Source organism: Streptosporangium fragile (assembly GCF_039534445.1).
GTDB lineage: Bacteria > Actinomycetota > Actinomycetes > Streptosporangiales > Streptosporangiaceae > Streptosporangium > Streptosporangium fragile.
This window is the reverse complement of record NZ_BAAAVI010000040.1, coordinates 49,694-71,582: the sequence shown is the minus strand read 5'-3', so window position 1 is coordinate 71,582 and position 21,889 is coordinate 49,694. Positions and strand designations below refer to the sequence as shown.

Genomic DNA, 21,889 nt, shown 5'->3' with positions numbered 1-21,889 from the left:
ATGCCGACCGTGAGTGAGGCACCCGGGCGTAGAACGCAGATGCAGAAGGTCATACCACCTCGGCTGCTCGTGCCCTATCTGGCCGGCAGACGCACCGTGATCTCGGGATACGTCTACCGCGTTCAGGATTGCGCCCGGCTGACCACCCCGGCGTCGCTCTTCGCCGGTCTCGACCTGGGGTTCGAAGGTTCGGAACTGACCGCCACGGTCCCGGAGATCTATCTGATGCGCTGGTTCGCCCGCGACATAGACGCGTACGTCGTCCCGTACGGCCCCCACATGGGCGGCGACTGGAACGATTCACCCCCTTTTGCCGGAAACGGCTTCACCACCTCGCGCGAGCACGTCGTGCCGCAGTTCCACACCGCGCCCATGCCGATCCCGGCGGGTGCCGAGATCTTCCACGTGACCGCCGACGCGGAGCGCCTCTTCGGCCGCTACGACGGGCTGACCTGGCGGCCCGCCTCATGAGCCCCGAGATCGAACCGGTGGCCTCCGGGTTCGCCGCCCGCTACGCCGGCCGTACGTACGCCGCCGCCCTCGGCCCGGGCAGCTCCGACGTGGTGCTGTTCCACGAGGAGGCCCAGGAGGGCTTCGAGGCGGCCTCGGGCTACTGGCGGGCGGTCGTGGCCCGCGAGGACCTCGAATGGCTGGTGCTCGTCCGCACGGTCGGCGCGTTCGGCGGAGAGCCGTGCCTGGTCCTCGACGTCTCCGAGGAGAACGGCGAGGAGAGCCTGCACATCGCCTACACCGGGCACAGCGGAATGAAGGCCGAGGCCCTGGGCTACTGGATGGTCGACCACGGCGCCTACGAGGTCGTCGTCCCCCGTGACGAGGTGCTGTCCATCCGCGTCGAGCGCGTCCCCGTCCCCCTCACCCCGGCGGGCGCGGAGCCTTGACATCCTCGCCGCCCTGAAGGACGGCGATTCCCACCTGCCGCGTGCGCGGCTGTCGACGCGTCCGTCTTCCTCCTGCGGAACCTCGCCGTCAATGCGGTCAACCTGACCATGGACGGCGGCTGGCACGCCTGAACTGCTCGCCCTCCCCGCGCTCGGCGGTGAGGGCGGCCAGGTTGTTCAGCGTCAGCGCCACGTCGGGGTGGTCGGGGCCGAGGGTGCGGCGCTTGCCGTCCAGAGCACGCCGGTAGACCGCCTCGGCCTCGGCGTATTCACCCCGGTCGGCCAGTGCGGCGGCGAGGTTGTGCAGGTTGACCAGCACCTCGTAGTGGTTGGGGCCGTAACGGTCGGTGAAGAAGGCGATTGCCTTTCGCAGCAGCGGTTCTGCCTCATCTGGTTTGCCCGCCGCCTGCAGCAGCGCGCCGAGGTGCGCCTCGTCGGCTACGACCGCGGGATGGCCGGGCGGGTACGCCCGCAGGTGCAGGGCGAGGGAACGGCGCGCGTGCGCCTCGCCCTCCTCGAAACGGCCCCGGCTGTGCGCGAGGCCGGCGAGGTTGTGGAAAATTCCGGCGAGCGCCGGATGGTCCGGGCCGTACGCCTGCTCCATCAGCGTGTACGCCTTCGCGTAACAGGCGTCGGCCTCGTCGAGCCGGCCGGCGAACTTGTACAGAACACCCAGGTCGTTGTGGACCGAGGCCAGTTCGGCGGCCTCGTACACGTCCGGGGCCTGCGCCAGCACCGCCCGGTACAGCCGTTCGGCCTCCTCGTACCGGCTCTGCCCGCGCAGGTTGTTCGCGAGTCCCAAGCAGGCCGAGATCCGTACCCGCAGCAGCTCGCCACCGGTCGCGATCGGCTCCTGCATGATCGCGACCGCGCGGCGATGGCGTACCTCGGCCGCCAGGTACTCGCCGAGCTCGTCCTCGGCGGAGCCGAGCAGGGTCAGCACGTTGGCGACGTCGGGGTGGCCCGGGCCGGCGTGCTCCTCGAAGAGAGCGAGGGCGCGCCGGCACAGGCTCACGACCTGCGGGTAGGCATGGTCGGCCCATACGGCCAGAGCCCGCTCGTACAGGATGACCGCCCGGTCGAGCGGGTCAGCTGCCGTCCGCACTGTTCCTCCGCGCGTTACCCGCTCGCAGCCGTGTCAGACGGTGGCCTGGCTGTGGTTCACCGAAAGACCTCGCACGGGCGGCTGGGTGCGCGCCTGCGCCACGACCTGGCTGTGGTTCACCGAAAGACCTCGCGCCGGCGGCCGGGTGCGCACCTGCGCCACGGCGGCGCTGCGGGGGGCGTTGTTCATCGAGTCTCCTCTGCTAGAGAGCATCTGCGCGCAGCCCGGTTTGTACGTGCCGCGCTGCCGCACACCGATGATCAGCCGTGCCGCTTGGACAGGACTAGGACAGGGCTAGGCCGCAATTAGCGCACCGCTCTTCCCCGAAACCGGTTTATCGGAGCCGAGCTCCAAGCGGTGTCCAATCGGGACGGTCGATCATGACCAGGTGAGCGAGATGACGACGGTACGGCCGGTGAGGTCGCTGTGGCGGGATGTGCCGGTGGCGGTGCGGCTGCTGCTCCTCGGCGACCTGGTCAGCGCGGCCGGGGTCGGAATCACTCAGCCGTACCTTGTGGTCTTCCTGCACACGGTCAAGGGCGTACCACTCGTGACCGCCACCGCGATGACGTCGTTGCCTGCGCTCGCGAGCTTCGCGGGCAACTGGCTCAGCGGCATGCTCGCCGACCGCACGGGCGGACATCGCGCGATGACGACCGGGCTGATCTCCACGATCGTCGGATTGGTGATCGTCGCCACGGGCGACGGTGCGCCGGTGCTCGGGGTGGGCGTGACACTGGTCGGTTTCGGCTGGTCGGTGACCCTTCCCGCCTACTCGACACTGATCGCCACTCTGGTTCCGCCGGCCGCCCATCCGCGTACGTTCACCCTCCAGTACGGTCTGTTCAACGCGGGGATGGGCGCGGGCGCCGCCATCGGAGCGCCGATCGTTCACCAGACGTCGGGCGCGGGCTTCACCTCGCTGTGGTGGCTGGCGGCGGCCACCTGCGTCGCCTCCATGGCCTGCGTACACCTCTCGCGCACGCGGACGTCCCCGCCACCGCCCATCCCCACCGCCGCCCGGCCCGCCGGCGACCACCGGAGAGTGCTGGCCGACCGTACCCTGCTGCGGGCGCTGCTCGCGGCGGCGCTGACCTCCGCAGCCGGATACGGCGTGTACGAGTCCGCCCTGCCCGCCCTCGCGGTCGTATCGGGCGATCCCGGCGCCATGTCCTGGGCGGCCGTGGCCAACTGCGCCGCCATCGTTGCGGGCATGCCGCTGACCTTGCGCCTGACCAGGCGGCTGCGGCCGCGCGGACTCCTGGTCGTGACCGCCGTGGCATGGTCGGCCGCTTGGCTCCTGTGCGCCGTCCAGTACCAATGGCATCTGCTCGGCGCGACCGTCACCTTGGCACTCGCCGCGGCCCTCGTGGGCATCGGAGAGCTGTTCGTGGCCGGAGCGCTCCCGGCAACGGTCAACGACCTGGCGCCCGACGCATTGCGCGGCCGCTACAACGCGCTACTGATGATGGCCACCACCTCGGGCATGTGGGCCGGCCCTCTGGCGGCGGCGGCCGCCAACGCGTATGGTCTGCTCGCCGCGCTGTTCGCCGCCGCAGCGGCATTGCTGTTCGTCGCGCCCGCCCTGCTCCCCGGCCGACGTCTGGACACCGGCACGCCACGCGGGTGAAGGGTGATCGGCCGAGCAGTCGTCCAAGCAATGCCGAAACCGGGTCCCAACAGGCTCTGTCCCTCTTTCGGCCGGCCGGCAGGTCGTGGATCTGGTGCCGGAGCCCGCCCTCGTCTGCCGCCCCCTCGACAACCAACGGCGATAGGCCGGAAAACACCGTTTCAACAAGCTCCTGAACGCCTCACACAACCCAACGTGATGCTCCAGCACCTTCCGTTACCGTCGAATCTGCGACAGAGCCTCTGGCCCGTGCCGGACCGGTGATGCCGGGCCGGGCCCCCGCGCCGGACCGGTGACGGCGGGGTCCCGCGCCCGCCGGACCGGTGGTGACGGAAGGTCCTCAGCCGGTGCCGAGGCGGCGGTAGCGGGCGAGGCGGGCGGCGAGGCGGTCCGCGGGGGCCTGGTTCAGCAGCCCGGCGAGCTCGTACTCCAGGGCGCGGGAGACCCGGCGGCAGAAGGCCTCCGGCTCGTAGGCGGCGTCGGGCAGCTCCGGGATGATCCGGTCCACGACCCCGTCCCGGCGCAGGTCCGTCGATTTCACGCCCTGGGCCGCGGCGATCTCCGGGGCGAAGTCGACGCTCCGGTACAGCAGCGCCGAGGCCCCCTCCGGGGAGAGCGGCGAGAGCCAGCCGTGCTGGGCGCAGAGCACCCGGTCGGCGGGGAGCAGCGCGAGGGCGCCGCCGCCCGCGCCCTCGCCCATCAACAGGCAGACGGTCGGCGCGTCGAGCATCACCAGGTCGGCCAGGGACCGGGCGATCTCGGCGGCGAGCCCGCCCTCCTCGGCCGCCTTGGACAGCGCGGCCCCGGCGGTGTCGATCACCGTGACCAGCGGCAGCCGCAGCTCGGAGGCGAGGCGCATGCCCCGCCGGGCGACCCGGAGCCCGGCCGGGCCGAACGGGGCGACGATCCGCCGGCGGCTGCGGTCCTGGCCGAGCACGAGGGCGGGCACCTGGCCGAACCGGGCGAGCGCGAGGAGCAGCCCGGGGTCGTTCTCGCCCTCCCCGGTGCCGTTGAGCGGGGTGACGTCGGAGGCGCCCAGCTTGAGCAGCGCCCGTACACCGGGGCGGTCGTCACGGCGGGAACGGCTGATGGCGTCCCACGCGCCGATCGGCGGGATCTCCTCCTCCGGCTCCGGGCCGGGCTCCAGCCCTTCGCGCGGGGCGCAGAGCACGGCGAGCGCGCGGGCCGCCACCTCCCGGGCCTTCTCGGCCGAGACCACGGCGTCGATCAGGCCGTGGGCGAAGAGGTTCTCGGCCACCTGCACGCCCTCGGGGAACGGGTAGCCGTGCAGTGACTCGAACACCCGGGGCCCGAGGAACCCGATCAGCGCGCCCGGCTCGGCGGCGGTGACGTGCCCGAGCGAGCCCCAGGAGGCGAAGACCCCGCCGGTGGTGGGGTGGCGCAGGTAGACGACGTACGGCAGGCCCGCGGCGCGGTGCGCGGCCACAGCGGCGGTGATCTTCACCATCTGGGCGAAGGCCACCGCGCCCTCCTGCATCCGGGTGCCGCCGGAGGCGGGGGCGGCCAGCAGCGGGAGCCGTTCGGCGGTGGCCCGCTCGACGGCCGCGGTCAGCCGCTCGGCCGCGGCCACCCCGATCGACCCGGCCAGGAAGGAGAACTCGCAGGCGACGATCGCCACCCGGCGCCCGTCGAGGTGTCCCTCGCCGGTGATCACCGACTCGTCGTACCCGGTCTTGGCCCGGACCGCGGCCAGTTCCTCGGAGTAGCCGGAGCCGGGCAGGACGGGGTCGACGGGCGGCGCGTCCCAGGACCGCCACGTGCCGCGGTCAAGGAAGGTGTCGATCAGCGTGCGCGCGTCGAGCCGCGCGGGGCTCATCCCCGTCCCCCCGGCGGGGGTGGCGCGGCGGCGGAAGGGACGGGCGTGCCGGTCACCGCTCACGCTCCCGCAGCCAGGCGAGCACCTCGTCGCCGTGCTCGCCGAGCGCGGGCGGTGGGGTGTGGCGCATCGGCGATTCGCCGTCGAAGCGGAGCGGCGGTCCGGGCAGCTCGATGGTGCCGAGCACGGGGTGGTCGACCTCGACGAGCAGGCCCTGGGAGCGGGTCTGCTCCCAGGCGTACACCTCGTCGATGGACCTGATGGCCCCGGCGGGCACGCCGGCCTCGCCGAGCGCGGCCAGCCAGTGGGCCCTGTCGTGCTTGGCGAGCGCCCGTTCCATGTCGGCGATCAGCTCGTCCCGATGCGCAAACCTGTCACGATTTGTCGCATATTTAGCCATATCGGGATCGATGTCCAGCAGGGCGGCGACCTTCCGCCACTGGCCGTCGTTGGCCACCGCGATCTGGATCATGCCGTCGGCGCAGTGGAACGCCCCGTAGGGGGCGATGGAGGCGTGGTGGTTGCCGCCCGCCCGGGGTACCTGGCCGCCGACCGTCCACGCCGTGCCGTGGTAGGAGTGCACGCCGGTCACCGCGGCCAGCAGCGAGGTCCGCACGACCTTGCCCCGCCCGGTGCGCTCGCGCTCGTACAGGGCGGCGACGACGCCGTACGCGCCGTGGATGCCGGCGAGCAGGTCCGCGATCGAGGCGCCCACCCGGTACGGCTCGGCCGGGGACGGGCCGGTGAGGCTCATCAGCCCGGCCTCGCCCTGGGCGATCTGGTCGTATCCGGGCCTGCCGCCCTCCGGGCCGTCGTGGCCGAATCCGGTGATCGACAGGATGACCAGGCGGGGGTTGAGCTCGTGCAGCCGCTCGACGGAGAGGCCCAGCCGGTCCAGGACACCGGTGCGGAAGTTCTCGATGAGCACGTCACTCTGGCGGACCAGGCGCTCGATCAGCGCTTTGCCCTCGGCGGACTTCAGGTCGACGGCGATCGACTGCTTGTTGCGGTTGGCCGCCAGGAAATAGGTGGAGATGTCGTGGTCGGGACCGACGAACGGCGGCCCCCACCCCCTCGACTCGTCACCTCCGGCGGGGTGCTCCACCTTGATCACCCGTGCGCCCAGGTCGCCGAGCATCTGCGCGGCGTGCGGGCCCGCGAGCGCGCGGGAGAGGTCGAGGACGACGATGTCGCCGAGAGCTCCCTGCAAGATCAACCTCCAGTGCGTGGTGGCCGAGCCTATTCGAAGCGGGGCCGGGAAGGCATTCCCCCGCACCGGCCGGCCGCAGGACCACTTGGCACGATAGCCGGAGGGGAGGAAACCCCATGATCCCCCATATATTCCCCCGGGAGGACGGCCGGGAGAGTGCGATCCTAGACATATGTCGGTCACGATGTCCTGGGTGAACCTGGCCGAGGAGATCCGGAGCCTGCCGCCGTCGTGCGGACCCGTCCGGATCGTCGCGGTGGACGGCCCCGGCGGATCGGGCAAGACGACCTTCGCCGGGCGGCTGGCCCGGGAGCTGGACGCCCAGGTGGTGCACAGCGACGACTTCCCCGTGCCGTGGGACGAGCCGCCCGCCGCGTGGTTCACGCACGTGGAGGACCGGATCCTCACCCCCCTGGCGGCCGGCGAACCCGGCCGCTACCGCCGCTACGACTGGGTCGCCGGCCGGTACGCCGAGTGGGTGGACGTGCCGGTCGCCCCGGCACTCATCCTGGAGGGCGTGAGCACGGCCCGGCGCGCGGCCCCGATCGCCTACGCCGTCTGGGTGGAGGCGCCCCGGGGGCTCCGCCTGGCTCGCGCGCTGGCCAGGGACGGTGCCCACCTCGCCGCGCAGTGGGAGCGGTGGGCCCGCGCCGAGGACGAGTGGTTCGCCGCCGACGCCACCCGCTCCCGCGCCGATCTCCTGCTGGACGGCGCCGCCGTCCCGGGCGAGTTCGTCAGGCTCCGCACCTAGACGGGATCGGCGAGGCAGGGCGAGCCGTCGCAGACGTCGACCACCAGGCCCTGCCGGAGGAAATACGCCTTCTGCAGACGGGCCTCGGGGTCGTTCCTGGGGTCCTCGTGGGGGTCACGGCCGTACTCCGGGCCGAGCGGCGGGGTGTTGGTCACCGGCGGGGCGGGCGTGCCGCTGTCCCAGACGACCAGGGCCGAACCCGCGTACGGCCGGTCGGGCAGGGGCGCGATCCCCCAGTACGGCACGACGTCGGGGCTGCGCCCCTCGGTGACCGCCGGCCGGCGGACGCGCGCCCGCAGCGTGCGGGCCTCGACCTCGGCAGCCACCGTGGCGACCTGGTGGTCGCCGAAGGCGACGTGCAGCAGCACCCGGTGGCGGGGCGAGCCGGGCAGCGGGTCGTCGGTCAGGTGCTGGGCGTAGCCGTTCGTCTCGGCCCGGTCCCAGAGCATCTGGAGCAGCGCGAAGCACACCTGCTGGGTGATCTTGTCCGGGTAGGAGTCGTCCATGAGCCGCTGGAACGGCTGGAAGTCGACGCTGCGGTTGAGGAGCGTGCTGTAGTTCATGCCCGGCACGCCGAGCACGGCGTTGCGCACGTCGGGCGAGACCGCGACCAGCGCGCCGCCCGCGATGGCGCCCTGGCTGTTGCCGTCGAAGGCGAGCCCCGCCCGCCGGTCGATCAGCGGCCTGCCCCGCCCGTCCTGGAAGGCGGGGTCGCTCGCCAGGCCGTCCCGGATGATCATCGCCCGCCCGAGGAGGACGAAGTTGAGCAGGCTCTGCTGGAGACGGTCGGTGACCGTGCCGAACCGGGAGAGGTCCCGGAAAACGCCCGACACGTGCGGGACGTCCTCCTCCGACATGCCGATCCACCGGGTGGCGCAGAACACGAAACCGTGTTCGCCCGCCATCGCCCGCACGTTGCGGGCCCGCACCTCGCTCGCCCTGCCGAGCAGGCCGTGCCCGTAGAGGGCGGGCTGCGCCGCCCGCTCGAAGGCGGAGCGCGGGATCACGCACAGGAAGCCCGCCCGGAGGGTGTCGCCCAGCGGGCGCGGCAACCCGTCGGGGCCCCGGTTGAGGGCGGACCCGGGCGGACCGCCCGGCCTGTCGAGGAAGTTCGGGACCAGCACCTCCCCGGTGACCTCGCGGGCGATGTCGGGGTCCTGCTCGGGGGTGAACTCGGCGACGGAGGTCACCTCGAAAAGCGGCGAGCCGCCGCGCAGGTCGCGCAGGGCCCGGTCGCGCATGGCCAGCACGGGCCCGGCGATGCCCTGCCCGCTGGCCACGGTGAAGTCCCACGCCAGGTGGAGTCCCCTGGGGTTGACTCCGGCGCGGGCGAGGTCGGCGAGCGTCCGCCGGAGCGCGCGCTGCCGCCGGGCGAGTTCTCCGCCGGCGGGGAACTCGCCGCCGAGGAGCGTGGCGAAGGCCCCGGGAACCGGGAGGTCCTCGCCCGCGGCGTTCTTCAGCCCCCGCAGGGCGACGGCGTAGCGGTGGCCTTCGAGGAAGTTCCTGGCCGGTCTGATGATCAGTGCCCGCCTGGCGGGGTCGGCGGCGTTGGCGTCCAGCTCGGCCCAGTACGGCCAGCGCTCCCCGGTCCCGGTGTCGACGATCACGATGGGCGCGTCACGGCGCAGCGACCACGCGATGTCGGTGACGGGCGCGGCACCGGTCCTGCCCAGGTCGAGGCCCGGCAGGTGGGCCAGCAGCATCGAGCCGGGCGAGAACCCGTCGGCCGCGTTCCACTGCGCGGGATCGATCGGGGTACCCGCGGCGTTCCTGGGCATGGCCTCGGCGGCGAGCGTGACCCGGAGCCCGGTGGGCGTGCGGGCGGCGGTGGTGAACCAGTCGTTGGGGAACGGCAGCAGGCACTCCGCGCCGCCGATCGGATCACACCCGGCGACCGCGCCCGGCGCCGTGCGGGCGGCGGGGACAGCGGGGACGGCGGCGGCGGGAACCGGGCCGGGGGTCGAGGCCGCCGCGAGCACGGACCCGGCGGGGACGCCCGGACCCGCCGGGGCGGAGGTGACCAGGTCGGCCGGGGCGGGGGTGACCGCCGTCGAGGTCACAGCCATCACGAGGCCGGCCACCACCAGGCGCAGACGCATGCGCGACTCCCTCCTCCGGCCCGTCCCCCGGGGATCACAACCGGCTAGCCGAAGAAGACAGCAGGATGGCCTGATCGTCAATGGGGCGGCGCGGAAACGGTACCGATGCGCGATGGGACGGCGCCGGAAGGGGCCGGCGCGTCTCCCCGGCCGTGCGGGCCGGGGCCCGAGGCCGCGCCCCGGCCCGCACGGTCCGGCAAGAGGGACGAACTACCAGCGACCGCCCTTGTGGAGCTGACCGCGGACCGCACCGTCGGGGAACGGCCCGGTGTGCAGGTTGGCGTACCAGTTCTTCGGGTTGTTCTTGATCCCCTTGAGCAGGCCGGAGTCCTTGACGAGGACGGAGCCGAAGCTCGTGTTGCCGCGGGTCGTGCCGTTGGCCAGCAGGTCGATGACGACGGGGCCGTTCTTGCCCGCCTTGCCGCGGTGGATGTGGAAAGCAGTGGGCTTGGCGACTCTCTTCCACTCGACGAAGTAGAAGAAGCGGTTCCCCTGGATGCGGAACTTCGCGACCGCTATGCCGTCCCGGTCGTTGACCTTCTTACCCGGTTCCCGCACCTCGTTCTTCCCGAGAAGCACGGTGGCGAAGTAGTACTTCTTGGACTTGCCGGTCGCCTCAGCACCGGTGAGCTCGGCGGCGGGAGCGGCGGTCACCCCGGCGGGCGCAGCCACGGGAGCGGCGGCCGCCCCGGCGGGCACCGCCACCGCGGTGACGGCCAGCGCCGCGGTCGCCGCGCCCGCCGCGGTGCGGCCCATGATGCGCCGCCACGAGATACGCCTGCCGCCGGCCTGCTCGAAAGTGTTCATCAGAACCTCTGTCCCATGTTTGTCGTGCCGCTCTTTTCGGACACCGCAGACGTTAGAGAGACAGCCACCGGCGCTCTGCGTACGAATCCACACAAAGCGTCAAACGTGATCGACGCCACACAATGCCCTGAAAGCCCCCTTGAACAACAACGGCCGCACGCGTCCCGCGGGAGCGTCCGGACGCACGGACGGCGCCCGCATCCGGGGTTCGAGCGTCCGAGCGGACGCCGGCCTTGAAGACCTGGAACTCCGCCTCCACTCGGGGACGGAGGCCCGCGGCCGTTTGGCGGGGGCGATTCTTTTCGGTCTTCGCCGGCGTGAGGAAGTGGACAAGTAATTCAAGGAATTGGGCGGTCGATAGGCCCTTGGATCTGTATTGTCCCAAAGTGCGACTTTTACTGATCTTGGTGGCGTATTGCCACATCGAGCGAGGTCGCTTCATCGGAGTGTGAGGTGCCGACTGACCGGCGGGTCCAGCTTGGCGCCCGCCTGGTTCGGGGGACATGGTGAGGATGCGGGCGCCCGGCGCTTCCGCGCTGATCGTTGCGGTTCCGGCTGTGCTCGCCATGACGCTCGGCCTGTGGCAGATCGACGGCCCCTCCTACTGGGCCGACGAAGGGGTGTCGGTGGCGATCGCCAGTCGTCCGCTGGCGGACCTGCCCACGGTTCTACGCCACATGGACCTGGTCCATGGCCTCTACTACGTTCTGCTCCACGTCGTCTCCTCGGTCGCGGGCACGGGCGAGATCGCGATGCGGCTTCCATCCGCGATCGCCACCGCCGTGGGAACGGCCGTCCTGGTGGCGCTCGGCCGCCGTACGGCCTCACCCGCAACGGGGCTGTTCGCCGGTCTGATCTACGCGTCGCTGCCCGTGGTGAGCCGTTACGCCCAGGAGGCCCGGCAGTACGCGCTGGTGAGCGCCCTGGTGATCAGCGTCACCTACCTCCTGGTGCTGGCGACCGAAGCCGACCGGGATCGCCACCGCCTGCGGCTGTGGACGGCCTACACGATCACGCTGACGATCACCGCATGGCTGCATCTGTACGCCCTGTTCGTCCTGCCCGCCCACGGGGTCATGCTGCTCTGCCGTCACCCGCGTGGCGCGTGGATGCGCTGGATCGTCTCGGCCACCGTCGTGTGTGCGCTGACGGCGCCACTGGCCCTGGTGGCCCGGACACAGTTCGGGTTGGTCTCCTGGATTCCCCGGCCCGATCTCGCCACGGTCAGGCATCTGGGGTGGCTCGTGTTCGGGGGGAACCCGGCGGTGATCGTGACGATCATGGCGCTCGCCGTCCTGGGCGTGGGCGCGCCGATCCGGCCGGCGGTCCGGATCGTGGCCCTGCCGTGGCTGGTGATTCCGGCTGGCCTCATGGTCGTCATCTCCCTGATCGGTCAGCCGATCTTCTACCCGCGCTATGTGCTGCACTGCGTCGCGGCCCTGGCGCTGGCAGCCGGAGCCGGAACGGCCCGCGTCGCCGCCTGGGCGGCCCGTCGGTCGCCCGCCGCCGCGTATCTGCTCCCCGCGGCTCTGCTGGTCGTGCTCGCCGGGCTCATCGGACCGTCTCAGCTGGCCATCCGGGAACCGCTCAGCAGACCCGACAACCTTCGCGCCCTCGCGCACACGCTCCGGGACGGAGCCCGGCCCGGGGACGCCGTGCTCTACGTCCCCGCCGGCAACTGGATGTCGACACTCCCCTATCCCGACTCCGTCGCCCGGCTCGACACGTGGAGTCTGCACGCCGACCGATTCTTCGGCGAGCTGCCGCCCGACCGGTTCCGTCACGCGGCTACGGGGCTGTCTCGCATCTGGGTGGTGGAGGGGGCGAAGAGTTACGGCAACGCGGTGGAGCTGCGGAACGACGAGCGATTCCGCCGAACGGCCCACTGGTCCTTCGGCACCAGGCAGCTGTCCCTGTACGAGCGGAACGACGCCGGACGACAGCCCCGGGCCGTCGTGGCAACCAGCCCGGACAAATGACGTCGCCGGCACCCCGTCGAACGGCGTCGCACGTCACAGGGGACTCCGGAACGGGACGGCGCCGGAGGAGAGCCGGAGGAGAGCGGCCGCGGTCCGGGACCGGGCTCCGGTGAATGGCCTGCTCGTCACGGGGTAGGCGGGCGGTATGTCGCAGGAATCCAACGGCGGCAAGCAGCCGCCCCAGACCCAGACCTATCCCGGGACCAGCGGGGAGATGACCCCCGAGCCCCGTGATGAGATGCGTGGATATGTCGGCCGTGATCTGCTGGCCGGCCGGAAGGCACTGGTCACGGGAGGTGACTCCGGCATCGGCCGGGCGGTGGCGGTGGCCTTCGCCAAGGAGGGCGCCGACGTGGCCGTGGCCTACCTGACCGAGCACGAGGACGCCGAGCACACCAAGCGGCTCATCGAGAAGGAGGGACGGCGCTGCGTCCTGCTCCCGGGCGACCTGGCCGACGCCGGGCACTGCCGGGAGGTCGTCGAGGCGACCGTCTCCGCCTTCGGCGGCCTCGACCTGCTGGTCAACAACGTGGCCACGCAGGCGCCGGTCGACTCTCCGGAGGAACTCTCCGACGAGCAGTGGGAACGCACCTTCGCGGTCAACATCGACAGCTACTTCCGGGTGACCAGGGCCGCCCTCGCGCACATGCCCCGCGGCTCCGCCATCGTCAACACCTCCTCGATCAACGGGTTGCGCGGCAACAAGTCGCTGATCGACTACGCCGCGACGAAGGGCGCGATCAACGCCCTGACCTACTCGCTGGCGCAGGCGCTGGTGGACCGGGGCATCCGGGTCAACGCGGTCGCGCCCGGCCCGGTCTGGACGCCGTTGATCCCGGCGACCTTCCCCGCGGAGAAGGTGGAGAAGTTCGGCCAGCAGGTGCCGATGCAGCGCGCCGCGCACCCCGACGAGATCGCGCCGTCCTACGTCTTCTTCGCGGCCGAACGGCTGTCGTCGTACTACACCGGGGAGATCCTGGCTCCGATCGGCGGTGAGACCCTGCCGGGCTGAGCGGGATCCCGCGGGGCCGGACGGGACGGCCCGGACGAGACCCCGCCGGACGGGGGAAACCGGGACCCCGCCGGGCAAGAGGGGAACCCGGCGGGGAGACGCGACCGCTCATGGCCGGATCCGGTCGTGTGAGCGGCCGGGAGCGAGGGCAGAAGACGCGTGTGAGCCCTCTCGCGGCCGACGACGACGGCAACGAACTCGTCGCCTTCCACACCGCTCCGGAGGACACGCCTCCGGATGACGCCCCGCTCCCCCTCGCCCTGGTCGCCCTGTGGTCCGGCGATCGGCTGCTCCTGGTGTTCGACCGCCGCCGCCGGGCCTGGGAGCTGCCCGGCGGGATGATCGACGCGGGAGAGACGCCCCGCCGGGCCGCCCTGCGCGAACTCCACGAGGAGACCGGCTTCCACGTCCCCCGGCTGTCCTTCTCCGGGTACGCCGAGTACGTCCTCGGCCCCGAGCGGCGCACGGAGTACGCGGCCGTCTATCTCGCCGGCGACGCCGGCCTTCGCGGTACGTTCACCCCCGGCGACGAGATCGAGGACATCGTGTGGTGGCACGGCCAGGAGCTCCCCGGCCGCGTGCAGGTCCTCGACACCACGCTGGCCGTGCTGGCCCGGACGGGATCCGCCGGAGGCGCGGCCCCCGGCCCACGCGCCTGAGGGCGTCCCTTCCGCGCGGTGGAGGCCGCCCTCCCGGTCCCGGCGGGGAACCGGCCCGTGGGGGAAGAACGGCCCGTGCGGGAAACCGGCCCGCAACCGGCCCATAAGAAGCCCCGTCCGCGCGGGGAAACCGGCCCGCGAGAAGACCGGCTCGTGAAGGGAAACCCGCACCGGGAGGGAGGCCGGTCCCCGCGCCGGTCTCCCCCTCGGAATCGACGCCGTCAGAAGTCGTCAGCGGTGCGGATCCGGTCGCGGACCCAGACACCCGCCTCCTTCAGCCGGGTGGTGCCGGTCCAGGGGCCGCCGGCGGCGCACGTCCCGGTGGTGAAGACCGCGCCGGAGCGGTGGTCGTCGGAGAAGTTCCAGTTCACCCAGCTGATCTTCTTGGTGGCCATGAGGTCGAGGTACTGCTGGGACCGGGTGAAGTCGTTGGCGCCCTCCCCCGCCGAGTTCTGCGTGCCGAACTCGGTGACGAACATCGGGATGCGGTCGGCCGCCCGGGACAGCGCGTTGAGGTACTGGCTGCCGTGCGAGGCCGCGTAGAAGTGGAAGGTGTACATGATGTTGGAGGCGTTGACCGGGTTGTTGACGACCTCGGTCTCCGAGGAGCCGTCGGACACGCCGAGCGAGGACCAGGCGCGGGTGCCGACCAGGACGATCCCGTCGGGGTCCTGGGCCCGGATCACCGGGATGACCTGCTCGGCGTAGCTCTTGATCGAGTTCCAGCTCACGCCGTTCGGCTCGTTGGCGATCTCGTAGAGGATGTTCGGCCTGGCGGCGTGCCGCTGGGCGATCTCGGCGAAGAAGGTCCTGGCCCGGCTGAGGTTGTGGTTGGGGTCACCGGGGGTGAGCATGTGCCAGTCCACGATGACGTACATGCCCTCGGCGCTGACCTGCTCGATGAGCGAGTGCACCAGGTCGGTGAACCTCCGCGGGTCCGTCTCGTAGCCGTCCTCCTGGATGTACATGGACAGGCGGACGACGTCGGCCTTCCAGTCGGTCGCCAGCGCGTTCAGCGAGCCGCCGGTGACGCACTGCCGGTACCACTGCAGGCCGTGGGTGCTCATGCCGCGCAACTGGATCTGCTTGCCGTTCTTGTTGCACAGCTTGGTGCCGCAGACGTGCAACTGCCCGTTGGCCGCGACCGGTGTGCCGCCCCCGCCGTTGCCCGGCTGGGTCGTCGCGGTGACGGACGCGCTCCTGGCCGACTCGTTGCCCGAGGCGTCACGGGCGGTGACGGTGTAGGTGTGCGTCGTCGAGGCGCCCAGCCCCGAGATGGTGGCGGTGGTGCCGGTCACGGTGGCGACCACGGCGGAGCCCTCGTGGACCCGGTAGTCCTTGACCGTGCCACTGTCGTCGGTCGAGGCGTTCCAGGCCAGGCTGATCGAGCCGGACGTCGTGCCGGTGCTGCGCAGGCCGGACGGGACGCTCGGCGGCGTGGTGTCGCCGGGGTTCTGCCCTCCGCCGCAGGAGGCGCCGTTGAGCGTGCAACCGACCGGGGAGCCCGAGCCGGAGGCGGTGAACCCGAAGGTGGTGCTCGCCCCGGGGGCCAGGGTGCCGTTGTACTCCCGGTTCTTGAACGTGTAGCGGCTGCCGCTGCCGGTCATCAGGGTGTCCCAGTAGGTCCCGACGGTCGTTCCCGCGGGCATGTCGACGACGACCGTCCAGCCGTTCAGCGTCGTGGTCCCGGTGTTCCTGATCGTGTACTGGCCGGTGTAGCCGCTGCCCCAGTCCTGTGTCTTGGCGAACGTCGCGGTGTCGGCGTGCGCGGCCGACGGTACGAGCAGGGCGAACAGTAGGGCGAGTAGCCCGGTCAACGCCAGGGCTGGGGTGGTGCGCCGCATCATCGCTCCTCGCGAGAGGGGGAAAGGGTCACATCAGGCAACTTGTTAGGAAACTTTCCTAACTCGAAATGTGACGGTAAGTGCTCGATGACGGTTGCACAAGACCCAAGTTTCCCGTGGCGGCCGAAGGGTCGGCTCCGCCCGCCGACGGCGCGTCCGATCCCGGTGACCGGACCGCGGCGACCACCCCGGCGGGGCGCGGCCGCGGAACGCGCCGTCCGCGCGTCATGGAACGATCCGGCGTGTCAGCCCTCCCCCCGGAGGTTGGTCCTCAGCAGCCGGAGCAGCGGCTCCCTGCGCACGCACGCGGTCAGCGCGAAGGAGTCGGCCAGCGCGACCAGCTCCCCGTCGTCCAGGCCCGCGAACAGCCCGGCGTACTCCGGGAGCAGCGCCTGGGCGATCAGGATGTGCCGGATCAGGTCGTCGGTCTGGTAGCGGGCGCCCCACGGATAGGGGGCCCAGCCGGGGAACTCGGTGGCGACCAGCTCGTGCACCGGCGCCAGCACGTCGGCGGCCTCCTCCATGGTGGAGCCCCACCGGTCGGCGCCCAGCCGCTGCTTCTTGGCGACGAACGGGCCGAACCGCTCCATGTACGGCCCCGCCGCGTACACCAGGCCCTGCAGGCCGACGTCCTTGTACGTCCAGAGCGACCAGCCCGCCTCGTGGGCGTCGTAGATCTCCAGCTGGTCACGCAGGATCTGGTACCGCTCCGCGTCGGTCCCGGGTTCCCCCGTGTAGACCGGGCCGAACTCCCCTACCCAGAGCGGGGTGCCGGTCTCCCGCTGGAAACGGGTCCGCTTGGCGAAGGCCCGCTCCAGCTGCGCGCGGTCGCACCACTCGCCCCGGGTGTGACCGGGGTACGGCCCGCCGTGCGCGAATCCGGCCAGCGCGTAGTCGTGGCAGACGAACACCGTGTTCTCGTAGACCTCCCTGAAGACGGAGAAGTCGGTGGAGTAGGTGTTGCCGTCGAGGAAGAGCACGTGGTGGGGGTCGACGGCGCGCACCGCCTTGACCAGCCGGTCGTAGAACGGGCCGACCACCTTGCCGGTGGGGTCGCCCGGCTCGTTGACCGGGTTGTAGCCCGCCACCCAGACGTGGTCCCGGTAGCGGTCGGCGATCACCTCCCACAGGTTCACCGCCCGGTCCTGGAAATGCCGGTGCCGCCAGAAGGAGGCCACGTGGGTGGGGTTGTCGGAGTGCCAGTGCTGGTTCTGCGCGCCGGGCAGGGCGTGCAGGTCGATGACGCTGTAGATGCCGTGCTCGCCGAGCAGGTCGATCACGCGGTCGAGGTGGCGGAAGCCGTGCCGGACGATCTCGAAGGGGCGCGCGTCGGACTCGAAGTGCCGGTAGTTGACGGGGATCCGCACGCAGTTCACACCGAGCTCGCGCAGGAGCGCCGCGTCGGGCTCGGCGAAGAACGAGGTCAGCAGCCGGTCGAAGAACAGCTCGGCTCGGTCCTCCCCGATCGCCTCCGTGACGGCCTCGCGCATCGCCGTCTCGTTCGCGGGGTAGCCGGTGATGAAGTTCTCCATGTTCATCCAGCCCCCGAGGCCCACTCCGCGCAGCCGCACGGGCCTGCCGCCGGCGTCCACGAGCCGGCTTCCGGAAACACGCAGCATGGTCAACCTTTCATCGCTCCAGCGGTGAGACCGCTGATCAGGTGGCGTTCGGCGAGGGCGTAGAAGGCCAGGGCGGGCACCATGGCCAGGACGACGTAGGCGAGGATGCGGGCGGTGTCGGTGGAGTACTGGCCCTGGAACTGCTGGACGCCGAGGGGGATCGTCCACCACTCGGAGTCGTTGAACACCACCAGCGGCAGCATGAAGTTGTTCCAGCTCCCCACGATCGCCAGCACCGAGACCGTGGCGAGGGCGGGCCTGGCCATCGGCAGCAGGATCCGCCAGAGGAAACCGAGCGGCGAGCAGCCGTCGATCGTCGCCGCCTCCTCGATCTCGTGGGGGATGGCCCGGAAGAAGCCGCGCAGGATGACGAGCGTCATGGGCAGGCCGAAGGCCGCCTGCGCCAGGATCACGCCGAGCGGGTTGTCCAGCAGCCCGAAGGTGCGCAGCAGGACGAACAGCGGCAGGATCGCCACCGCGAAGGGGAACATCAGCCCCGCCGCGAAGAGCATGAACACCAGCTCGCGTCCCCTGAAGGCGAAGCGGGCCAGCACGAACGCGGCCAGCGCGGCCACGCCGACGGTCAGCACGGTCGTGACCGACGCGACGGCCACGCTGTTGCCGAGCTGCCGCCAGAACGCTCCCGAGGCCAGCACCTCGGTGTAGTTGCCCGGCACCCACGGGGAGGGCAGGCCGAAGGGGTTGGTGGACAGCTGGGTGGTGTCCTTGAACCCGCCGATCACGGCGTACAGCAGCGGCACGGCGACGAACGCGCCGAGCAGCAGGGTGACGGCGTGCAGCGGAAGGTGTCTGAACCTGCTCATCGCCGGACGGTCGCTCCTTCCAGGTCGCGGCGGAGGACGAAACGCTGGTACCACAGCGCGAAGACGAGGCTGATGGCGAACATCACGACGCTGATCGCGCTGGCGTAGCCCACCTGGAGGCGCTCGAAACCGAAGTGCATCATCGTCACGGCCATCGTCTCCGAGGAGTGGCCGGGGCCGCCGCCGGTGATGATCCAGACCAGGTCGAAGAGCTGGATCGCGCCGATGACCGACAGGAACGCGCTGATGCGGATGGTCGGGCCGAGCAGCGGGAGCGTGACATGCCGGAAGACCTGCCAGGAGGTGCCGCCGTCGATCTGCGCCGCCTCGGTGAGCTCCTTGGGGATGCCCTGCCGCCCTGCCAGGTACAGGATGGTGTGGAAGCCGAAGTACTTCCACGTCATCACCAGGAACAGCGACAGCATGACGGTGGAGGAGTCGGCGAACCAGGTGGAGGAGACGCCGATCACGCCGAGGATCTGGTTGGCCAGCCCGCTCTCGTCCGGCGCCAGGATCATCGTGAACAGGACCGCGGTGATCGCCTCCGACAGCACGTACGGGGCGAAGAACAGCAGCCGGTACAGCGCCCGCCCGCGGATGGGCTGGTTGAGCAGGAGCGCGATGGCCAGCGAGAGCGGCAACTGCACCACGAGGGAGAGCACGATGATCACGGCGCCGTTGCGCAGGTCACCGTGGAAGACGTCGTCGGAGAACAGGCGGGTGAAGTTGTCCAGGCCCACGAAGTCGGTGGGCAGGCCGCCCAGGCCGTTCCACTTGAAGAAGCTGGTGTAGAAGGCCAGCAGGATCGGCGCCAGCACCAGCAGGCCGAACAGCACCAGGGCGGGCAGGAGGAACAGCGTGACCGTCACCCGGCGGCGCCGTCGCGGGCGACGGGCGGCGGCCCGGCGTCGTGGCGGCCCGGACGGCGGGGAGCCGGACGGTGGAGGGGCGGCCGGCGAGGAGTCGGTGAGGGCCGGCGGGGTCTCGGGCCCTCGCGTCGTCTTCACGGGGGCGCTACTCCGACTTCGCCGTCTCGGTGATGGCCCGGGCGACCTCCTCGGGACTCTTGCCGCCCGCGATGAGCTCGGCGACGCTGTCGTTGACCTCCTGGCCGACGGCGGGCGGGTAGGCCTGGTCCAGGTAGAGCTGGAACCCGGTCGCGCCGGCCAGCGTGTCGGCGACCACCTTCAGGTTGGGGTCCTTGACCGCGTCCTGCGCGCCCTTGAGCACCGGCATCACCGCGCCCGCCCCGACCGCCGCGCGGTGCCTGGCGGGGTCGGAGACGAACTTCAGGAACTCCACCGCCTCGGCCGGCGCGTCGGCCCCGACGGCGAAGCCGCCGCCCCCGCCGAAGGCGTCGGTCACCGCCCCCTTGCCGCCCTCGACCGCGGGGAAGGGGAAGAACCCGAGGTCCTCGCCGAGGCCCCCGCCCGCGTCCTTCTGCACGGCCGGGGCCCACTGGCCCATGAGCTCCATGGCGGCCTTTCCGCTGCCGACCGTCGCGGCCTGGCCGCCGGGGGCGGAGTAGGCGGCGTTCAGGAAGCCGGTCTGGAACGGCTTGAGGTCGGCCAGTTCCTTCAGCCTCCGGCCCGCCTCGACGAAGTCGGGGCCGCTGAAGTCCTTGGTGCCGGCGGCCTGCTGGAGCGCGCCCAGCCCGCCGATGCGCATGGCCAGGTAGGCCCAGTAGTAGTGCCCCGGCCACTTCTCCTTGCCGGCCAGGGCGATCGGGGTGACACCGGCGGCCTTGAGCTTCCTGACCGCGTCGAGGAAGGCGGTCCAGGTGGCGGGCGGCTCGGTGATCCCGGCCTTGGCGAAGAGTTTCTTGTTGTACCAGAAGCCCACCATGCCGATGTCCGTCGGGATCGCGTAGGTCTTCCCGTCGAACTGGTAGGCGGACAGGGCCGCCGGGGTGAAGCCGCCGAGGATCGGCCCCGCCTCGGAGCTGAGGTCCTTGGCCAGTCCGGCGTCGGCCTGCTGTTTGAGCACGCCGCCGCCCCAGGTGGCGAAGAGGTGGGGTGCCTTGCCCGACGCGGTCTGGGTCGCCATCTTCGACTTGAAGGCCTCGTTCTCCAGGACCGTGACCTTGACGGTGACACCGGGATGCCGGGCCTGGAACTCCTTGGCCCAGCCCGCGTAGACCGACTTCAGGGGCTCGGCGGTGCCGATGTGCCACCACTCGACGGTGACCTTCCCGCCCGCGGATGCGCCGGGCGCGCTCTCCGGGTCTCCTCCGCCGCATCCCGCCAGGAGGAGTGCGGACGCAGCCAGTACTGCTATGCCTCGCCGAGGCAGCGACATCGCCGTGGTTCCTTCCCCATAGGTTCCGAAACTTTCAAATCACCCCCGAACTTTTCGCTCTCGAAGCTTAGGTAAACGATGTGTTACACGTCAATGGGTCTGGCGCACCCCCGCCCTCTCTCCCCGCGCGCTTCGCGCCGAAAGTTTCGGATAGACTCCGGATCATGTCGTCGAAGAGGCGGGTGACCATCGCCCTGATAGCCGAGGAGGCCGGGGTGTCGGCCCCCACGGTGTCCAAGGTCATCAACGGCAGGCCGGAGGTGGCCCCCGAGACCCGCCACCGGGTCGAGCGTCTGCTTCACAAGCACGGCTACCAGCGCCGCGTCAGCCAGGACGACGGCCCGGCCGGGCTGGTGGACCTGGTCTTCGCCGAGATCGAGAGCCCCTGGGCCATGGAGATCGTCCGCGGCGCCGAGAGCGCGGCCCACGACGCGGGCGCCAGCATCGTCATCTCCGTCCTCCACACCCACGCCGGCCCCGGGCGCGACTGGCTCGAACGACTCGCCGCCCGCCGCACCGACGGCGTGGTGATCATCGCCTCCCGCCTGTCCGCGCCCGTGCAGGACCAGCTCAGCGCCCGCTCCCTGCCGTTCGTCGTGGTCGATCCCGAAGGCGAACCCGCGCCGGGTGTCGTCTCGGTCGGCGCCACCAACTGGAACGGCGGCCTGGCCGCCACCCGGCACCTGCTCGAACTCGGCCACCGGCGCATCGGCATGATCAGCGGGCCCGCCGACATGCTGTGCAGCCAGGCCAGGATCGACGGCTACCGCGCCGCGCTGGAGACCGCGGGCGTCGGGGTGGCGCCCGAGCTGATCCGGCGCGGCACGTTCCTGGTCGACTCCGGGCACGACCACGGCCACGCCCTGCTCTCCCTCGACGACCCGCCGACCGCCATCTTCGCCGGCAGCGACCTGCAGGCGTTCGGCGTCTTCGAGGCCGCCCGCCAGCGCGGGCTGCGCGTCCCCGAGGACCTGTCGGTGGTCGGCTTCGACGACCTCCCGCTCTCCCGCTCCGCCTGGCCACCGCTGACCACCATTCGCCAGCCCCTGCAGGAGATGGCCGCCCTGGCCACCCGCACGGTGCTGTCCATGGGCCGCGGCGAGACCCCCGAGACCAGGCGCGTGGAGCTCGCCACCGAGCTCGTCGTCCGGGAGAGCACCGCCCCGCCGCGTCCCTGACGGCACCGGCGGCGGGGCGGCAGACGACCGGCTGCGAGGCGCGATCAACGGTGAAGACCTCCGGCGCGGTGGAGGTTTCCCATCTCCCCACCGCACACGGAGGTCTTCGTGTCCCGCGGAGCCCGGCCGGACGCCTGC

19 protein-coding genes and 1 pseudogene are annotated in these 21,889 nt (G+C 71.5%); 8 read left to right on the top strand and 12 right to left on the bottom strand.

Going from position 1 to position 21,889, the window contains the following annotated elements:
* Positions 1-9 precede the first annotated feature (9 nt).
* Both ABD841_RS24940 and ABD841_RS24935 read left to right on the top strand, forming a co-directional pair.
* Positions 10-471, top strand: coding sequence for a hypothetical protein (locus ABD841_RS24940; protein ID WP_344976479.1), 462 nt, complete (start codon positions 10-12; stop codon positions 469-471).
* On the top strand, positions 468-899 hold the full coding sequence (locus ABD841_RS24935) for a hypothetical protein (protein WP_344976476.1): 432 nt from the start codon (positions 468-470) through the stop codon (positions 897-899). Before ABD841_RS24940 ends, ABD841_RS24935 begins: the two co-directional genes overlap by 4 nt.
* Before the next feature lie 97 nt (positions 900-996).
* On the opposite strand, the gene ABD841_RS24930 is transcribed toward ABD841_RS24935, so the two are convergent.
* Both ABD841_RS24930 and ABD841_RS24925 read right to left on the bottom strand, forming a co-directional pair.
* Positions 997-2,004 carry a tetratricopeptide repeat protein gene (locus ABD841_RS24930; RefSeq protein WP_344976473.1) on the bottom strand — a complete coding sequence of 336 codons (1,008 nt, stop codon included), beginning with the start codon at positions 2,002-2,004 and terminating at the stop codon, positions 997-999.
* Positions 2,005-2,037: 33 nt separating this feature from the next.
* A complete protein-coding gene (locus ABD841_RS24925; protein ID WP_344976470.1) occupies positions 2,038-2,193 on the bottom strand; it encodes a hypothetical protein in 156 nt (51 codons plus the stop codon).
* A 208-nt stretch (positions 2,194-2,401) separates the two neighbouring features.
* On the opposite strand from ABD841_RS24925, the gene ABD841_RS24920 reads away from it, so the two are divergent.
* The gene (locus tag ABD841_RS24920) at positions 2,402-3,634 is read left to right on the top strand and encodes an MFS transporter (protein ID WP_344976517.1); all 1,233 of its coding nucleotides are present in this window, start codon (positions 2,402-2,404) and stop codon (positions 3,632-3,634) included.
* Positions 3,635-3,974: 340 nt separating this feature from the next.
* Here the strand turns inward: ABD841_RS24920 and ABD841_RS24915 are convergent, their stop codons facing one another.
* Both ABD841_RS24915 and ABD841_RS24910 read right to left on the bottom strand, forming a co-directional pair.
* A complete protein-coding gene (locus ABD841_RS24915; RefSeq protein ID WP_344976467.1) occupies positions 3,975-5,471 on the bottom strand; it encodes a carboxyl transferase domain-containing protein in 1,497 nt (498 codons plus the stop codon).
* Between the two features lie 52 nt (positions 5,472-5,523).
* Positions 5,524-6,681, bottom strand: coding sequence for a CaiB/BaiF CoA transferase family protein (locus ABD841_RS24910; RefSeq protein ID WP_344976464.1), 1,158 nt, complete (start codon positions 6,679-6,681; stop codon positions 5,524-5,526).
* A gap of 172 nt (positions 6,682-6,853) precedes the next feature.
* On the opposite strand from ABD841_RS24910, the gene ABD841_RS24905 reads away from it, so the two are divergent.
* On the top strand, positions 6,854-7,432 hold the full coding sequence (locus ABD841_RS24905) for a uridine kinase family protein (RefSeq protein ID WP_344976461.1): 579 nt from the start codon (positions 6,854-6,856) through the stop codon (positions 7,430-7,432).
* On the opposite strand, the gene ABD841_RS24900 is transcribed toward ABD841_RS24905, so the two are convergent.
* Together ABD841_RS24900 and ABD841_RS24895 are read right to left on the bottom strand one after the other, a co-directional pair.
* A complete protein-coding gene (locus tag ABD841_RS24900) occupies positions 7,429-9,531 on the bottom strand; it encodes a hypothetical protein (RefSeq protein WP_344976458.1) in 2,103 nt (700 codons plus the stop codon). The two genes, ABD841_RS24905 and ABD841_RS24900, sit on opposite strands and share 4 nt — an antisense overlap.
* Before the next feature lie 210 nt (positions 9,532-9,741).
* Positions 9,742-10,338: a CHRD domain-containing protein gene (locus tag ABD841_RS24895; RefSeq protein WP_344976456.1), complete on the bottom strand. Its 597-nt coding sequence runs from the start codon at positions 10,336-10,338 to the stop codon at positions 9,742-9,744.
* A 566-nt stretch (positions 10,339-10,904) separates the two neighbouring features.
* Here ABD841_RS24895 and ABD841_RS24890 point away from each other — a divergent pair.
* From ABD841_RS24890 to ABD841_RS24880, 3 genes are all read left to right on the top strand, one after another.
* Positions 10,905-12,317 carry a glycosyltransferase family 39 protein gene (locus ABD841_RS24890; protein WP_344976515.1) on the top strand — a complete coding sequence of 471 codons (1,413 nt, stop codon included), beginning with the start codon at positions 10,905-10,907 and terminating at the stop codon, positions 12,315-12,317.
* 145 nt (positions 12,318-12,462) lie between these two features.
* Positions 12,463-13,329 carry an SDR family oxidoreductase gene (locus tag ABD841_RS24885; protein ID WP_344976453.1) on the top strand — a complete coding sequence of 289 codons (867 nt, stop codon included), beginning with the start codon at positions 12,463-12,465 and terminating at the stop codon, positions 13,327-13,329.
* 161 nt (positions 13,330-13,490) lie between these two features.
* Positions 13,491-13,988 carry an NUDIX hydrolase gene (locus tag ABD841_RS24880; RefSeq protein WP_344976450.1) on the top strand — a complete coding sequence of 166 codons (498 nt, stop codon included), beginning with the start codon at positions 13,491-13,493 and terminating at the stop codon, positions 13,986-13,988.
* Positions 13,989-14,209: 221 nt separating this feature from the next.
* On the opposite strand, the gene ABD841_RS24875 is transcribed toward ABD841_RS24880, so the two are convergent.
* The 6 genes and pseudogenes from ABD841_RS24875 to ABD841_RS24850 form a co-directional block, all read right to left on the bottom strand.
* Positions 14,210-15,367 carry a cellulase family glycosylhydrolase gene (locus ABD841_RS24875; RefSeq protein ID WP_425582034.1) on the bottom strand — a complete coding sequence of 386 codons (1,158 nt, stop codon included), beginning with the start codon at positions 15,365-15,367 and terminating at the stop codon, positions 14,210-14,212.
* A gap of 99 nt (positions 15,368-15,466) precedes the next feature.
* A pseudogene (locus ABD841_RS40915) lies at positions 15,467-15,832 on the bottom strand (cellulose binding domain-containing protein); the annotation flags it as partial.
* Between the two features lie 245 nt (positions 15,833-16,077).
* Entirely contained in the window at positions 16,078-17,451 is a 1,374-nt protein-coding gene (locus ABD841_RS24865) for a glycoside hydrolase family 5 protein (protein ID WP_344976447.1), read from the bottom strand.
* A gap of 2 nt (positions 17,452-17,453) precedes the next feature.
* The gene (locus ABD841_RS24860; protein WP_344976444.1) at positions 17,454-18,275 is read right to left on the bottom strand and encodes a carbohydrate ABC transporter permease; all 822 of its coding nucleotides are present in this window, start codon (positions 18,273-18,275) and stop codon (positions 17,454-17,456) included.
* Positions 18,272-19,144, bottom strand: a complete 873-nt coding sequence (locus ABD841_RS24855) for a carbohydrate ABC transporter permease (RefSeq protein WP_344976442.1) — start codon at positions 19,142-19,144, stop codon at positions 18,272-18,274. Before ABD841_RS24855 ends, ABD841_RS24860 begins: the two co-directional genes overlap by 4 nt.
* Before the next feature lie 145 nt (positions 19,145-19,289).
* Positions 19,290-20,573 carry an extracellular solute-binding protein gene (locus tag ABD841_RS24850; protein ID WP_344976439.1) on the bottom strand — a complete coding sequence of 428 codons (1,284 nt, stop codon included), beginning with the start codon at positions 20,571-20,573 and terminating at the stop codon, positions 19,290-19,292.
* 164 nt (positions 20,574-20,737) lie between these two features.
* On the opposite strand from ABD841_RS24850, the gene ABD841_RS24845 reads away from it, so the two are divergent.
* Positions 20,738-21,751, top strand: a complete 1,014-nt coding sequence (locus tag ABD841_RS24845; RefSeq protein WP_344976437.1) for a LacI family DNA-binding transcriptional regulator — start codon at positions 20,738-20,740, stop codon at positions 21,749-21,751.
* Positions 21,752-21,889: the final 138 nt, after the last annotated feature.

Coding starts and splice junctions, on each gene's coding strand:
- ABD841_RS24905 (WP_344976461.1), top strand. CDS start 6,854: ATGTCGGTCACGATGTCCTGGGTGAACCTGGCCGAGGAGATCCGGAGC.
- ABD841_RS24920 (WP_344976517.1), top strand. CDS start 2,402: ATGACGACGGTACGGCCGGTGAGGTCGCTGTGGCGGGATGTGCCGGTG.
- ABD841_RS24845 (WP_344976437.1), top strand. CDS start 20,738: ATGTCGTCGAAGAGGCGGGTGACCATCGCCCTGATAGCCGAGGAGGCC.
- ABD841_RS24890 (WP_344976515.1), top strand. CDS start 10,905: ATGACGCTCGGCCTGTGGCAGATCGACGGCCCCTCCTACTGGGCCGAC.
- ABD841_RS24850 (WP_344976439.1), bottom strand. CDS start 20,573: ATGTCGCTGCCTCGGCGAGGCATAGCAGTACTGGCTGCGTCCGCACTC.
- ABD841_RS24915 (WP_344976467.1), bottom strand. CDS start 5,471: ATGAGCCCCGCGCGGCTCGACGCGCGCACGCTGATCGACACCTTCCTT.
- ABD841_RS24900 (WP_344976458.1), bottom strand. CDS start 9,531: ATGCGTCTGCGCCTGGTGGTGGCCGGCCTCGTGATGGCTGTGACCTCG.
- ABD841_RS24895 (WP_344976456.1), bottom strand. CDS start 10,338: ATGAACACTTTCGAGCAGGCCGGCGGCAGGCGTATCTCGTGGCGGCGC.
- ABD841_RS24860 (WP_344976444.1), bottom strand. CDS start 18,275: ATGAGCAGGTTCAGACACCTTCCGCTGCACGCCGTCACCCTGCTGCTC.
- ABD841_RS24865 (WP_344976447.1), bottom strand. CDS start 17,451: ATGCTGCGTGTTTCCGGAAGCCGGCTCGTGGACGCCGGCGGCAGGCCC.
- ABD841_RS24935 (WP_344976476.1), top strand. CDS start 468: ATGAGCCCCGAGATCGAACCGGTGGCCTCCGGGTTCGCCGCCCGCTAC.
- ABD841_RS24925 (WP_344976470.1), bottom strand. CDS start 2,193: ATGAACAACGCCCCCCGCAGCGCCGCCGTGGCGCAGGTGCGCACCCGG.
- ABD841_RS24885 (WP_344976453.1), top strand. CDS start 12,463: ATGTCGCAGGAATCCAACGGCGGCAAGCAGCCGCCCCAGACCCAGACC.